Here is a 13,924-nt window from a genome sequence, read left to right as displayed (position 1 = left end):
CCTTCGCTCCGCTCAGGATGACAGCATATTTAGACCACCCGATGCTAACCAAACGAATTATACCCTGCCTCGATGTAAAGGATGGCCGCACCGTAAAGGGCGTCCGGTTTGAGGGCCTGCGCGACGCCGGTGACCCCGTGGCCCTGGCTTCCCGCTACGCCCGCGAGGGCGCCGACGAGCTGGTGTTCCTCGATATTACGGCCACCAACCAGAAGCGCGCGACCCTGGTGGCGCTGGTGCGCGACGTAGCGCGCGAGCTGGACATCCCGTTCACCGTAGGCGGCGGCATTGGTACCGTGGCCGATGTGGAAGCCTTGCTGCTGAACGGGGCCGACAAGGTCAGCATCAACTCCGCGGCCCTGGCCCGGCCCGAGCTCATTGACGAGCTGGCCGCCCGTTTCGGGTCGCAGTGCATTGTGGTAGCCGCCGATGCCCGCTATAACGATGCCGACGGCTGGCAGATCTACACCCGGGCCGGCACCCATAATACCGGCCGCGACGCGGTGCAATGGTGCCGGGAGGCGGCGGAGCGGGGCGCCGGCGAGCTACTGCTGACCTCCATGAGCAACGATGGCACCAAGGACGGCTTCGCGCTGGACATTACCGGGGCCGTCAGCCGGGCCGTGTCGGTGCCGGTGGTAGCTTCCGGTGGGGCCGGCTCCAAGCAGGACTTCACCCGCGTATTCCAGCAGGCCCACGCCGATGCCGGGCTGGCGGCCAGCATTTTTCACTTCGGCGAAATTGGCATCCGGGAGCTGAAAGAGCATCTGCGGGCCGATGGTATTCCGGTGCGGCTGTAAATATGAGTTGTCAGTTGGGAGTTGTCGGTTGTCAGTAATGATAACGGCCCCCATCAGTACTGACAACCGACAACTCCCAACTGACAACTAAAAAAATGGACTTTGCCAAAATGCCCGATGGGCTGATTCCCGTGATTGTGCAGGATGCTCAGACGGGCCAGGTGCTGATGCTGGGCTACCAGAACGAGGAAGCCCGGCGCGTGACCGAGCAAACGGGCCGCGTGACCTTCTATTCCCGCTCCAAGCAGCGCCTCTGGACCAAGGGCGAAACCTCGGGCAACTACCTCACCGTAGTCAGCCAGCACCCCGACTGCGACCAGGACGCCCTGCTGATCCGGGCCCTGCCGGACGGGCCTACCTGCCACCGCGGCACTACCAGCTGCTTCGAGCAGCCCGACCAAACGGCCTACCCGGCCCCGGCCGTCAGTTTTATTGCAGAGTTGGAGCGGCTGGTGCAGCGCCGTCAGCAGTTCCCCAACGAAGACCCCAAATCCTACACGGTGTCGCTGCTGCGTAAGGGAATGCCAAAGATTGCCCAGAAAGTAGGCGAGGAGGCCGTGGAAACGGTGATTGATGCCGTAGGCGGAAACCTGGAAGGCCTGAAAGGGGAGGCCGCCGACCTACTCTACCACCTGCTGGTACTCCTGACGGCCTCGGGGCTGTCGTTGGAAGATATTGTGCAGGTACTGCGCCAGCGCCACACCACCATTTCCGGCGGGGTTCGGCGGGAGTAAGCGGGTAGGCACTAACCTAGTAAACTGATAAATAAGCCGCCACCGCCGTTTCGCCCTACCCGGAACGGCGGTGGCATTTCCGGCCCGCCGCCGTTACAACCGCCAGCCAATCTGCAGGCCCCCGCCTGCATCAAGGTACAGGGCCTTGGGGTTGCGCCGGTTAACGGATTCGCGCCGGTAAACGCAAGTGCCCACAAACGTGTCCAGCACTATTCTTGGTCCCAGCCCCCATTGCCGGCCCAGATACACCTGGGGCTGCACCTGGGTGCTGCCGTAGCGGCGGCTGGAACCGCTCGGAATGGTAGCAGAGGCCACGTACACTTCCGTAGTGCGCCGGTAGGTGCCCTGCAGGGCGAAAGCCGCGTACCAGCCCGTGAGGGCCGGCCGGGCAACGCGCGGCCGGAAATAATAACGCAACTGCAGGTCGGCGTGATAGGAGTGAGAAATGCCCCGCAACTCCTCCGGCTGGCGTGGGCCAGCGGCAGGGCTAAACCACAGGCCATAGAGGGAATAGCGCTGGCGAAAATATCCCAGGCCCCCCAGTAGGCTTAGTTGAGGTGTGAGTTGTCTCTCGTAAGTGCCTGTCGCATCGGGCTGATTAAATACGCGCACGCCGGCTTTTACTACTTGGGCGGGGGACGGTGGGAGGTCGGGCCCCGGCTGGTGTTGGGCGTGCAAACGTGGTGAGATACCGAGGCCCAGGGCGGCCAGATAGTATAATTTCAGATTCATTTCAGATTCATACAACTTGTTCGGATACTTGGCAGTAAGATAGGCCGCCCAGCCCCTTGGGTTGCATTCCGCAGAAGTATTCTGCTGAAAAATCCTTGAGTACCTTGCGCCCCGTTTTACGTTCGTCTGTATGCCCGAAAATGCCTCCTATTTAGCCCAGCAAAGCCTGACGGTGCTGGTGCCTGTTTACAACGAAGAAGAAAGCCTGGGGCAGTTTGTGGTGGAGATGGATAAGTTTCTGGCCGTAACGCCGGTGGAAACGACCGTCTTGTTCGTTAATGATGGCTCCACCGACGGCTCCCTGGCTATTCTGCGCGAGGTGTGCGGCCGGGATGCTCACTACGAGTTTATCAGCCTGAGCCAGAACCGGGGGCTGAGCACGGCCATCAAAGCCGGCATCGACCACGCCCGCACCACCCTGATCGGCTACATCGACTCCGACATTCAAACCACCCCGCTGGATTTTCTGGAGTTCCTGACGTTTTTCCCGGAGTACGACATGGTGAACGGCATTCGGGCCAAGCGCCAGGATACGCTGGTCAAGAAGCTTTCCTCCAAGATTGCCAACGGGGTGCGGCGCACGCTCATCAACGACGGCATTCAGGATACGGGCTGCCCGCTGAAAATTATCAAAACCGACTATGCCCGCCGGCTGCCGCTGTTTCACGGCATGCACCGCTTCCTGGGGGCGCTGGTGCAGCTGCAGGGCGGCCGGGTGAAGCAGCTGCCGGTGCGCCACTTCCCGCGCTTTGCGGGCACGGCCAAGTACAACCTCTGGAACCGGGCCTGGAAGCCCCTGGTCGACACGTTCGGGTTCCGCTGGATCCGCAGCCGCTGGAAAAACTACGAAATCGGGGAGCACCACCGCCAGTCGGCCCCTGAAGCGTCAGAAGCTTCGGTGGGTAACCTCCGTAACGCCAGCCGCTAAGTGGGAGCCCTACCGGATATGAGCACGCAAACCCTGGCGCTGGGCATTGGGCTGGTGTCGCAGCTCTTGTTTTCCAGCCGGATTGTGCTGCAGTGGATTCAGAGCGAGCGGGCCAAGCGGGTGCTGGTGCCTACCTTGTTCTGGCAGATCAGCCTGGTGTCCTCGTTTCTGATGATTGTGTACGGCATTCTGCGCCACGACCCCATCATCCTGGCCGCTCAGCTCATCAGCTACGCCATCTACATCCGCAACCTGCAGCTGCTAGGGGAGTGGAGCAAGCTGAATCCCTGGTTTCGGGCGGGGGCCTACGTGTTTCCGGTGGCGATGCTGGGCTGGTTTGTGGCCGGCAACCAGCACTTCAGCCTGCGGGCCATGCTGGGCAGCCGCATTCCGCGCGGGGTGCTGCTGCTGGGCGCCGTGGGGCAAACCATCTTTCTGCTGCGCTTCGTGTACCAGTGGCTGTATTCGGAGCGCAAAGGCGAATCGTCATTGCCCCTGAGTTTCTGGCTGATCAGTTTCGTGGGCTCGGTGCTTATCCTGATTTACGCCCTGCTGCGGCGGGATGCCGTGCTGCTGATCGGCAACATCTTTGGCACGGTGGTCTACGCCCGCAACATTGTGCTGCTGCGCCGCGAAGAAGCCCGCCTGGCCCGCACGCCTACCCTCTAGGTTTCCTGGAAGTCAAGGAAAAGCAACGGCCCGCCAGAACGTAGCTGGCGGGCCTTTACGCTGAACGCGGGGGTAGCAACGACCAGCTACCGGGGGGCTAGAACACCGGTTCCGTCTGGTCCATCCACTGCACAAAGGCCTGCAGCCCGTCCGTGAGGGTGGTTTGGGGGGCGTACCCCAGCAGGCGCTGGGCTTTGCTGATGTCGGCGTAGGTTACGTCCACGTCGCCGGCCTGCATGGGTTGGAAGGCCAGCCGGGGGGTAGTGTGCACGGCCTGCCCAACGGCCTCAATCAGCTCCAGCAAAGCGACCGGGCGGTTGTTGCCCAGGTTAATCGTTTCATAGACCTGGTCGTGGGTGAGCAGGTAGGCCACGCCCCGGGCAATACCGTCCACCGTGTCGAGCACAAAGGTATAGTCGCGGGCCGTGGTACCGTCGCCGAACACCGGAATGGGCTCGCCGGCCCGCAGCAGCCGCACAAACTTATGAATGGCCAGGTCGGGGCGCTGGCGGGGCCCGTACACGGTAAAGAAGCGGGCATTGAGTACCGACAGCCCGTAGAGGTGGTGGTAGGTGTAGGTGAGCTGCTCGCCGCTGAGCTTGGAGGCCGCGTAGGGCGAAATGCAGGAAGCCAGCAGGCTCACGTCCTCGCGGAAGGGCCGCTCGGGGGTGTTGCCGTACACCGAGGACGAAGAAGCAAAAAACAGCTTCCCGATATCCCGCAGACGCATCCATTCCAGCAGGTGCGTCGTCCCGACGACGTTGTTTTCCAGGTAGGCAATGGGTTCCCGCACCGAAGGGCCTACCCCCGCCTTGGCCGCCAGGTGCACCACCACCTCAACGGGGTCGGCGGGCAGGGCATCTACCAGCGCATCGAGCCCGTGGCGCAGGTCGGCTTCATGAAAGGTAAAGCGCGGGTGCTGGAGACAGGCGCGCAGGTTCTGCTGCTTGCGGGCACGGTCATAAAAAGGGTCGAAATTATCCAGGCCCACCACGCGGTGCCCGTCGAGGAGCAGCCGCTCGGCGAGGTGCGAGCCAATAAAGCCCGCACAGCCTGTAACCAGAATGGAAGCCATGCGTGAAGTGCAGCGGGAAAGTGAAGGGAGAAGCGCCCGGGAGGGGTGGGGCGCAAATGTAACCGGAAATGCCCTTTTCCGGTTACCTTGGCGAGTGGACGGCTCACCCGGGTTGGGGCGGGGCCATCCGGCCGGCTTTTCTCTGTTCTGCTGTTGTACTTCCTGATGATGCTATTTTCGTGGGCCGCGGGGTGGGGCCGGCTCGGAGGTCTGCTGCTGAGTTTTGTTGTGCCCGCTGGTGGGCTGCTGGCGCAACCGGCGGCCCATGCTTCGGTGGTCACGCCCCGGCCGCTGGTCATCGGCCACGCTGGTTCGGGCTTCGTGCATTTGTTTAACGCCCTACCCCCCAGCAGCCTCCGCAGCCTGCGCCGGGCCCTGCGCCGCGGGGCGGATGGGGTAGAGGTGGACGTGCGCCTAAGCCAGGACAGCATCCCGGTTCTCTACCACAACCACACCCTAGAGTCCATGACCGATGGCACGGGCTGCGTCAGCCAGACCCCGGCGGCCCGGCTTACCGGCCTGCGCTACCGCGTCGGCTGGCTTCACAACTGGCGGCAGCGCGAGCAGCTGATCACCCTGGAAACTTTTCTGGCCCAGCTGGCCCAGTACCCCACATTTCCCTACCTGCACCTGGATCTGCACGAAGACGATGCCTGTTCCAGCGGGGAAGCAGCCCGTAGCGCGGCCCTGGCCCGCCGGCTGCAGCAACTGCTGGCTCGCTACCAGCTTCCTGCCGAACGGGTGCTCATTCTAACCAACCGGTCCGCCACGCTCCACTACCTGCGCCGGCTGCTGCCGGCCGTGCCGCTGGGGTTTGAGTTTACCGAGGGTTTTGATACCGGGCTGCAAGAGTTAGCGGGCCTGCCCACGGTGGGAGCCGCGGTGCTGCACAAAGACGATGTTACCCCCGAGCGGGTGGCCTGGGTGCGCGCCCTGGGCAAGCAGGTAGTGGTGTTTGGCGGGCGCTCCGGCCGGGCCGTCCGGCGGGTGGTTGGGGTAGGCCCCGACTCCTATGAGGTGGACAACGTGCGGCGGCTGCGGGCCACGTTGCGGCGACGATAGCGGGTTCTGGCTACGGGGCCAAGCCGGGCGGGGGGTACCTTGGGAAACACAGACGGGATTCTATGCGGATTACAACAACGAAGTGGGGGCAATGGGTAACGGTGCTGGCCGTGTGCGGGGTAAATTTCTTTTTGCACGCCGGCGCGCCGGAAGTCAGCCTGATGGAGGCGCGCAACTTGGTAGCCGCCCGGGAAATGGTAGCCGGTGGCTCCTGGCTGATTCCGACCATGAACGGGGAGCTTCGGCTGGCCAAGCCGCCGCTGCCTACCTGGGCGGTGGCCGCCTGGCAGCAGCTTATTGGTCCGACCGAGGACCTGGGGCTGCTGCGGGTACCAGCGGGGCTGGCGGCCACGCTGCTGGTTCTGTTTTTCTGGGGGCTGGCGCGTGAGCTGACGCGGCCGGCGCCGGGAGAGGCTCGTCATCCCGGCCGCACGGCCTGGCTGGCGGCTTTGGTACTGGCCAGCAGCCTGCTGGTCGTGACCACGGGCCGGGAAGGGCAGTGGGACATCTTCGCCACTAGCCTGATGATGGGGAGCCTGTGGCTGTTGGTTCGGGGCTGGCAGCGCCCGCGGCGGGCGTGGCGGCCCTTGTTGGGCGCGGGCGCGCTGGCGGGGCTTTCTCTGCTGAGTAAGGGGCCGGTTGCGGTGTATGCCTTGCTGTTGCCCTTTGTGGGGGCCTACCTGCTGACCCAGGCCCAGCACCGCCGACAAGTAAAGCGGCACGGGTGGGCTACGCTGGCGGCCGGAATAGTCGCCTTGCTGCTGGGGGGCAGCTGGCCGGTGTACATCTGGCAGGAAGTAGCGCCGGTGGCCTTGAAGGTAGCCCGCACAGAAATGTCCTCCTGGGGCGAGCGGCACGTGCAGCCCCTGTGGTACTACTGGTCCTTCTTTGCCTTCACGGGTTTATGGGCCCTGGTCGCGCTGGCTAGTCTGATCATGCCCTACGCCCGGCCCCGGGCCGGGCGGTTTATTCCCTACGCCGTGGCGCTGGGGTGGGTGCTGGGTGGGGTAGTGTTACTGAGCCTGGTGCCCGAAAAAAAAGAACGGTATATGCTCCCTCTTATGCCTGCCCTGGCCTTGCTGAGCGCCGGCATGCTGCGGTACTGGGAAACTACTCTGGGTGCGGCCCGGCCCCGTCCGGATGCCTGGCTGGTGCGGGGGTGGGGTAGTCTGCTGACGGTAGTTTTTGCCGCATTGCCCGTAGCCATGGTTCTAAGCCACCTGCCTGGGCTGGGTTGGGCAACTCCCCGGTTTATACTGGGTGCTTTGCTCTTTGGGGGGCTGGCTTCCTGGGTTTGCGGGTGGGGGGTACGTCGGAGCAACGTGGGGGTGCTGATTAGCGCCACGTTGGTCGGCGTAGCAGCCATCATAGCCCTGCTGGCGCCTGCGTACCCGCTCTGGGAGGCCCGCAAGCAGACGCCCGGCCTGCGGCGGATGGCTGCTATGCGCACCGTGGCGGGCCTGGCCGGCCTTGCAACTTGGCGCAGTCTGGATACCCTGCCTATAAAGCAGGTCTGGGCGGCCGGCCGTACCGTGGCCGTGTGGTACCCCACAGCAGACACACTGCAGGCTTTGCGGAAACCCGTGGCGGTTTTTAGCGCTTCTCCCATCACAACCCGGTTGCCCGTCGGCTGGGACACCCGAGTGCGGGTCACGCCCCTGGATACTTTCTTCCTGGGCCGCGACCCGCAATCCGGTTACTGGTTTGTTTCCCGGCTGGATCCTATCCTCGAATAGGGTCCTAATGCCATAAGTTATTGTGAAGTAATGTGTTAATTAATCTTGGCAGTTAACATAATATAGAAACAGGCAATATTTTTTACGTTTAGATGACTGTCTCAGGATTTGTGCGCTAGGCGTCAACCCGATTGATAGTTTTAGCTTTTGAGCCGTCGCCGTATTTTTTCTAAAAGGGCCTCTACAATGTCAAGATCATCCAGTTCCTGCACAGAGAGCTGAGAATCCAGCCCTGGCCCGATAATCCGGATGGTGTAAGAAGCTGCTGAGGTAGTACCGGAAGGTTCTGCGGGCGTATGTGCTACGGGTCGCTGGGGTGTCTCAGAGGCGATAGGAAGAGTGTTGCTGGGCGGGGCAGCTGGTTCGGCAAGGCTGCCAGCTGCACCGGAACCAGAAGGCCTAGTTGCCGCAGAAGGGAGGGGTGTGGTAAAGATTGCCTCTGGTCCTGCGCCGACAAGAGCAGCAGGTGTAGTGGAAGCCGGAGTACTATCTTCCAGGTCTGCTGTGTCCAAGCCAAATAAACTGGATACGGCATCCAGGTTTCGGCCCGAAGGTACAAATGCCGGCGCCGAAGATATACCATTAGAATGGGGGGTAGGTTCTTTGGGGGCTGCGGGGGGGGCGCTGGCCAGCGGGGCTGATTCCGGAGAAGCTACGGCTACTGACCCGGCCCGGAACATGTTCAGGGGCATTTCTGAGCTAGCGAGTTCCCGTCGGGGTGTTTGTTGAGCCGCTAACTGGTCGATATCCACAATAACGTTGCGCTCATCCAGGATGCCTGCCATACGTGCTCCGTCTACAAAGGCTTTTGCTACGCCTTGTGCGTTTATCTCCTCAACACCGAATTCCCGGATAAGCATCACGTCAAACATATGCACGGGCAGCTCCCGGTTTCTGAATTTACGGCATATCTGAGTGAATAGTGGAGGGTGGAGGAAAGCTTCGCGGTGGTAGATTTTTTCCTCCTGCTTATCATAGGCATGCTTGATGCGGCGGAATAGATTGGTTGTTGTAAGCAACTCTCGCTTACTGGTGAGCAACCCGAACTTTACCGCAGAACCGATAATGGCCTTAAAGGAGCCACTGACTTTGCGATTCAGTTTGCGCGCTGCAGTTTCAATGGCGCACTTGCCTCCGGTGTCATCTACTACTTCAGCAACTTCCCAGGCGCCGCTGTAACTGGTACGGGGGTAATCAATTGTTTTAGGCATAACTGAGGACAGTGTAAAAAGATGTCAGGGTGATGAGGCGGTAAATGTACGAGGTATAAGATGAAAGAGTTATACCAATCAGTGCATAAAAGGCATAAAAAGCACAAAATAATATACAAAAGTAATACCTATTTATACTTTTTGTGCTTTTATGTACTTATGCGAGCTTATAGATACCTCCTTTATATATTTTACTACTCTTTTATTCACATCCTATTTTTTATACCCTCTACCGTAGGGGGGCGGGGGCGGGCAGGCTATAGAGTTTATCTATTTTGATCGTTTGGCTTTGTTCTGCCGCCATAACAGCTAAATGTGACTTATCAGCTCTATTTACGATGTGAGGTCCTTTATACGCCTTAAATCATATTGTTTTCGCCGTACAGTTAATAGCGCACAAAAATAAAGTCTAATAGGATAGGGGAGAGAAAGCTTAAAAGTTCCGTAACCTCGTAACCTATTTGTACTGCTTCAGCGCCACTTTCAATTTCAAAACTTCATCCGCTGAAAAGCCAGACTTCGTTAGTAGTAGCATGCACCTGGGAGCAAAACGCAAGTTGTTAGTAGCGTGCTCTAGCTTAGCATGTACCCGAAGACCCAGCTACGAGAGGCAGCAACACGAAGCCGCGTTTGACCTGGCCAGTTTGACAACTTCCATATAGAGCCGCAGTCTTTTGGCAACGCACCAACCTGGGCTCAGACTTGTGCATTGGCCGACGTAACTGATGCTGCTGGAAGAGCATCTGTGGCTCTAGCTTCACAAGAAAACAGCACGCTACTCGCCGTGTAAGTCAGATACACCAACTGCACGGAACAAGGACGTCTGCCTATCGCACCTAAGACGACAATCTACGACCACTTTCTGAGCCTCGTTAGATGAGTGGGCTGGTCAATATGTAATCCGGCGAAATTGCGCGCTGACCAGCCGGTTCCTAAAATATTCTATTTGTCTTATAATTTATATTATGTTAAGTGGTGTTTTTAGCAAACAGCCCGAAGTGCTTTCTCGTGCACCTCGGGCTGTAAATCAACTCCCCTGCTTGAGCCGAGGAGCTCGTTTTATTTCTTTGTATCCAGCTTAGCCGCCATCCGCTCCGAGTCGGCAGTACGGCCAACCCGCAGGTAGGCTTTCTGGAGCGACGAAATGGTTGAACGATCATCGGGCTGAGCCTGCAGTGCTTTCTCGAAATACGGAATCGACTCCTGGAAGAACTTCTTCCCATCGGCCTCATACTTCTTGCCCGACTTCTGGTACTCAGCCAAGCTCATTTTGCTGGCCCGCGTGTACAGGTCAGCTGCTTTGTTGTAGTTGTACACCCCTAGGTTAAAGTTGGCATCGAAGTTATTCGGATCCACTTCCACCGCCTTTTTATAGGCTTCCAGGGCTTTGGCCGGCTGCTTATCCTGGTCATACACCGAGCCCAGCACGGCATACAGGTTGGAGTTGGTCGGGTCAGCGGCAATAGCACGCTCAATCTTGCTGATGGCTTCTTTGCCGCGGCCGGCGCTCAGCTCCATATTCAGGTCTTCGAGCATAAAGCCCTTGTTGGTAGGATAAGCCGCCAGCGCGTCCTGCAGTACTTTACGAGCTGCCGCGTCGTCCTTCTCCTGACGGGCAATCTGCAGCAGGCGGCCGTACATCTGCGGCGACTTATAGCCAATTCCCTGCAGTTTGCTGTACATTTCCTTGGCGCCGGTGAAATCCTGGTTGGCCTCCGAAGCATAAGCAGCGTACAGATACGCCGTTGAATCCTGAGGCCGGATCTGCTGGGCCATGCGGTACGATTCAATGGCTTTCGCGTAGTCCTTGCCGTTGTAGCTCTCTACCCCCGAGTTCAGGGCCAGGCCATAAAGGCCATCGAGCTTTTGCGAGGCCATCTTGCCGTACTCGCTGTCTTTGCCTTCCAGGCTTACGGCTTTCGAATACGATTCAAAGGCCGTTTTGGTGCCTTCGCTGGCCGGCAACGATTTGCCGTAGATCGGGCTGGCTACGATGCCTTCGTAAATCTCACCCCGGGTGTACCAGGTTTTGGCTTTGCCCTGGGTTTTCTCATTGGTAATGGCCTTGTCAATCTCGGTGCGGGCCTTGTCCAGCGTGCCTTGCTTCTGAAACAGAATGGCATTGGTAACGGCCGAGTTCTGCGCCGAAGCCGTGTGAAGAGCCGCGGCGGCCACGAGGGTCAAAATAGTCTTCTTCATGGGAGTCTTACTGAAGAATGAGCAGGGTTAGTGAAAGGAATTGCAACGCAAACGGCAGAACTCACCGATGAGTTCTGCCGTCGCAAGTTAATTAGCGCTGATGGAATCCGGACCCGTCAGGTCTTCCAGACCGGCGTCCGGCGCGGCGCCGACTGGCTCCTCCCCGTCCGGACTAACCGGCGGGAACAACCCGTCGAGGCCGGCTTCCTCCGCCTCGGCGTCTTTCTCCTCGGCGGCAACTTTGGCCACCGACGAGATTTCGTCGCCCTGGTTGATTTTCAGCAGCCGCACTCCCTGGGTAGCCCGGCCAATGCTGCGCAGCTCACTCATCCGCAGACGGATGGTAATGCCCGACTTGTTGATAATCATCAGATCATCCGAGTCGCTAACGGCCTTGATGGCTACCAGCTGACCGGTTTTGTCCGTGAGTTTCATAGCGCGCACGCCTTTGCCGCCGCGGTTGGTAATGCGGTACTCTTCCAGCGGGCTGCGCTTGCCGTAGCCGTTTTCCGATACCACCAGCAGCTCATCCTGGCTGTCCTTGTCAATGCACACCATGCCTACCACCCGGTCGTCGGCCATGTCTTCGGCCAGCGTGATGCCACGCACCCCGGCGGCCGTGCGGCCCATGGAGCGCACTTTCTCTTCGGGGAAACGCACGGCACGGCCCGAGCGCAGAGCCAGCACTACCTCCGAGTTGCCGTTGAGCAGCTGCACGTCCAGCAGCCGGTCGCCCTCGTTGATGGTGATGGCATTGATGCCGGCAGCCCGCGGCCGCGAATAGGCTTCCAGCGGGGTTTTCTTCACGGTACCCTGCTCGGTGCAGAACATCAGGAAGGTATTGTCGAGGTAGTCCGGGTCGCGCAGGCCGCGCACGTTCAGCACGGAGCGCACGGAGTCCTCGCGCGGAATCTCAATCAGGTTCTGAATCGGGCGGCCTTTGGTGTTCTTCCCTCCTTCCGGCACTTCGTATACTTTCAGCCAGAACACGCGGCCCAGCTCGGTGAAGAACAGCAGGTACTCGTGGGTGGTGGCCACAAACAGATGCTCCGTGAAGTCATCCTGCTTGGAGGCCGCCCCGCGGGCGCCTACCCCTCCCCGCCCCTGTGCCCGGTACTCATCCAGCGGGGTGCGCTTGATGTAGCCCTCGCGGGAGATGGTAATCACCATGCTCTCGTCGGCAATCATGTCCTCCATCGAGAAGTCGCCGCCGGCGTACTCGATGCTGGTGCGGCGGGCGTCGCCGTAGCGGTCCTTGATGTCGATGAGCTCCTGCCGGATGATGTCGCGCTGCAGGTCTTCCGAGGCCAGCACGGCTTTCAGGTGGTCGATCTGCGCCATCAGCTCGTTGTACTCCTGCACCAGCTTGTCGCGCTCCAGACCGGTAAGGCGCTGCAGACGCATGTCCAGAATGGCGCGGGCCTGCACTTCACTCAGCGAGAAACGCTCAATCAGCTGCAGGCGGGCCGCATCCCCGTCGCGCGAGGCCCGAATCAGGGCAATTACCTCGTCGAGGTGGTCGAGGGCGATGAGCAGACCCTCCAGGATGTGGGCGCGCTTCTGGGCTTCGGCCAGCTCGTAGCGGGTCCGGCGCACCACTACATCGGCGCGGTGCTCCACAAAGTGCTGAATCAGATCCTTCAGGTTGAGCGTCATCGGGCGGCCCTTCACCAGGGCCACGTTGTTGACCCCGAACGAGGACTGCAGCTGGGTGTACTTGAACAGGTTGTTCAGGACCACCGTGGGCATGGCGTCGCGCTTCAGATCGTACACGATGCGCATACCGTCGCGGTCCGATTCGTCGCGCAGGTCGGCAATGCCCTCGATCTTCTTTTCGTTGATCAGGGCTGCTGTCTTCTCAATCATCGAGGCCTTATTCACCATGTAGGGAATTTCGGTCACGATGATCTGCTCCTTGCCCGAGGGCAGGGTTTCGAAATGCGCCTTGGCGCGCATCACCACCCGTCCACGGCCGGTTTCGAAGGCCTGCTTGACGCCCTCGTAGCCGTAGATGATACCACCAGTCGGGAAGTCGGGAGCCGTTACGTGCTCCATCAGCTCGGCCACGGTAATCTCGGGGTTGGCCAGGTAGGCCACAATGCCGTCCACTACCTCCGTTAGGTTGTGCGGGGCCATGTTGGTGGCCATCCCCACGGCAATACCGGTAGTGCCGTTTACCAGCAGATTCGGGAATTTGGCCGGCATCACCGACGGCTCCTCCAGGGAGTCGTCGAAGTTGGGCTGGAAATCCACCGTGTCCTTGTCCAGGTCCCCGAGCATCTCGTCGGAGAGGCGCTTGAGGCGGGCCTCGGTGTAGCGCATGGCCGCCGGCGAGTCGCCGTCGATGCTACCGAAGTTACCCTGGCCATCCACGAGGGGGTAGCGCAGGCTCCAGTCCTGGGCCATGCGCACCATGGTATCATACACCGAGGAGTCGCCGTGGGGGTGGTACTTACCGAGTACCTCCCCCACGATACGGGCGCTCTTCTTATAGGATTTGTTGTAGGATACGCCCAGCTCCGACATGCCGTAGAGCACGCGCCGGTGCACGGGCTTAAGGCCATCGCGCACGTCGGGCAGGGCCCGGGAGATGATAACCGACATCGAGTAGTCGATGTAGGCCCCACGCATCTCATCTTCAATGTTTATCGGAATGATCTTTTCGCCTTCCGCCATAGGGAGAGTGTAGTCGGCCGGCGGCAGCCCCGAATAGTGGAGCTTGCCGGCCCGTGAGAGTGAACTTCTTTAAGCCTGCAAGATAGGCAAAAAAACCCGTTT

11 protein-coding genes are annotated in these 13,924 nt (G+C 60.1%); 6 read left to right on the top strand and 5 right to left on the bottom strand.

Features of this window, described 5'->3' with window-relative positions:
• Positions 1–41: 41 nt before the first annotated feature.
• Both hisF and hisIE read left to right on the top strand, forming a co-directional pair.
• A complete protein-coding gene (gene hisF / locus GGU46_RS13015; RefSeq protein ID WP_183403959.1) occupies positions 42–800 on the top strand; it encodes an imidazole glycerol phosphate synthase subunit HisF in 759 nt (252 codons plus the stop codon).
• A 59-nt stretch (positions 801–859) separates the two neighbouring features.
• A complete protein-coding gene (gene hisIE / locus GGU46_RS13010; RefSeq protein WP_317171919.1) occupies positions 860–1,534 on the top strand; it encodes a bifunctional phosphoribosyl-AMP cyclohydrolase/phosphoribosyl-ATP diphosphatase HisIE in 675 nt (224 codons plus the stop codon).
• A 93-nt stretch (positions 1,535–1,627) separates the two neighbouring features.
• Here hisIE and GGU46_RS13005 read toward each other — a convergent pair whose 3' ends face one another.
• Positions 1,628–2,266, bottom strand: a complete 639-nt coding sequence (locus GGU46_RS13005; RefSeq protein WP_183403958.1) for a hypothetical protein — start codon at positions 2,264–2,266, stop codon at positions 1,628–1,630.
• 130 nt (positions 2,267–2,396) lie between these two features.
• On the opposite strand from GGU46_RS13005, the gene GGU46_RS13000 reads away from it, so the two are divergent.
• Both GGU46_RS13000 and GGU46_RS12995 read left to right on the top strand, forming a co-directional pair.
• Positions 2,397–3,194, top strand: a complete 798-nt coding sequence (locus GGU46_RS13000) for a glycosyltransferase (protein WP_183403957.1) — start codon at positions 2,397–2,399, stop codon at positions 3,192–3,194.
• An 18-nt stretch (positions 3,195–3,212) separates the two neighbouring features.
• Positions 3,213–3,863: a lipid-A-disaccharide synthase N-terminal domain-containing protein gene (locus GGU46_RS12995; protein WP_183403956.1), complete on the top strand. Its 651-nt coding sequence runs from the start codon at positions 3,213–3,215 to the stop codon at positions 3,861–3,863.
• Between the two features lie 97 nt (positions 3,864–3,960).
• Here GGU46_RS12995 and GGU46_RS12990 read toward each other — a convergent pair whose 3' ends face one another.
• Positions 3,961–4,938: a GDP-mannose 4,6-dehydratase gene (locus GGU46_RS12990; RefSeq protein ID WP_183403955.1), complete on the bottom strand. Its 978-nt coding sequence runs from the start codon at positions 4,936–4,938 to the stop codon at positions 3,961–3,963.
• Positions 4,939–5,103: 165 nt separating this feature from the next.
• Between GGU46_RS12990 and GGU46_RS12985 the strand changes: the two genes are divergently transcribed.
• Positions 5,104–6,000 (top strand): glycerophosphodiester phosphodiesterase, encoded by an 897-nt coding sequence (locus GGU46_RS12985; RefSeq protein WP_183403954.1) that lies wholly within the window; start codon positions 5,104–5,106, stop codon positions 5,998–6,000.
• A gap of 62 nt (positions 6,001–6,062) precedes the next feature.
• Entirely contained in the window at positions 6,063–7,736 is a 1,674-nt protein-coding gene (locus GGU46_RS12980; protein WP_183403953.1) for an ArnT family glycosyltransferase, read from the top strand.
• 140 nt (positions 7,737–7,876) lie between these two features.
• On the opposite strand, the gene GGU46_RS12975 is transcribed toward GGU46_RS12980, so the two are convergent.
• The 3 genes from GGU46_RS12975 to gyrA all read right to left on the bottom strand — a co-directional run bounded on the left by GGU46_RS12975 (position 7,877) and on the right by gyrA (position 13,822).
• On the bottom strand, positions 7,877–8,947 hold the full coding sequence (locus GGU46_RS12975) for a hypothetical protein (RefSeq protein WP_183403952.1): 1,071 nt from the start codon (positions 8,945–8,947) through the stop codon (positions 7,877–7,879).
• A gap of 1,059 nt (positions 8,948–10,006) precedes the next feature.
• A complete protein-coding gene (locus GGU46_RS12970) occupies positions 10,007–11,146 on the bottom strand; it encodes a tetratricopeptide repeat protein (protein WP_183403951.1) in 1,140 nt (379 codons plus the stop codon).
• A gap of 87 nt (positions 11,147–11,233) precedes the next feature.
• Entirely contained in the window at positions 11,234–13,822 is a 2,589-nt protein-coding gene (gene gyrA, locus GGU46_RS12965; protein ID WP_183403950.1) for a DNA gyrase subunit A, read from the bottom strand.
• Positions 13,823–13,924: the final 102 nt, after the last annotated feature.

The organism is Hymenobacter latericoloratus, assembly GCF_014199535.1.
Taxonomy (GTDB): Bacteria; Bacteroidota; Bacteroidia; order Cytophagales; family Hymenobacteraceae; genus Hymenobacter; species Hymenobacter latericoloratus.
The sequence above is the reverse complement of the archived record's forward strand: the minus strand, read 5'-3'. Positions and strand labels throughout refer to the sequence as shown.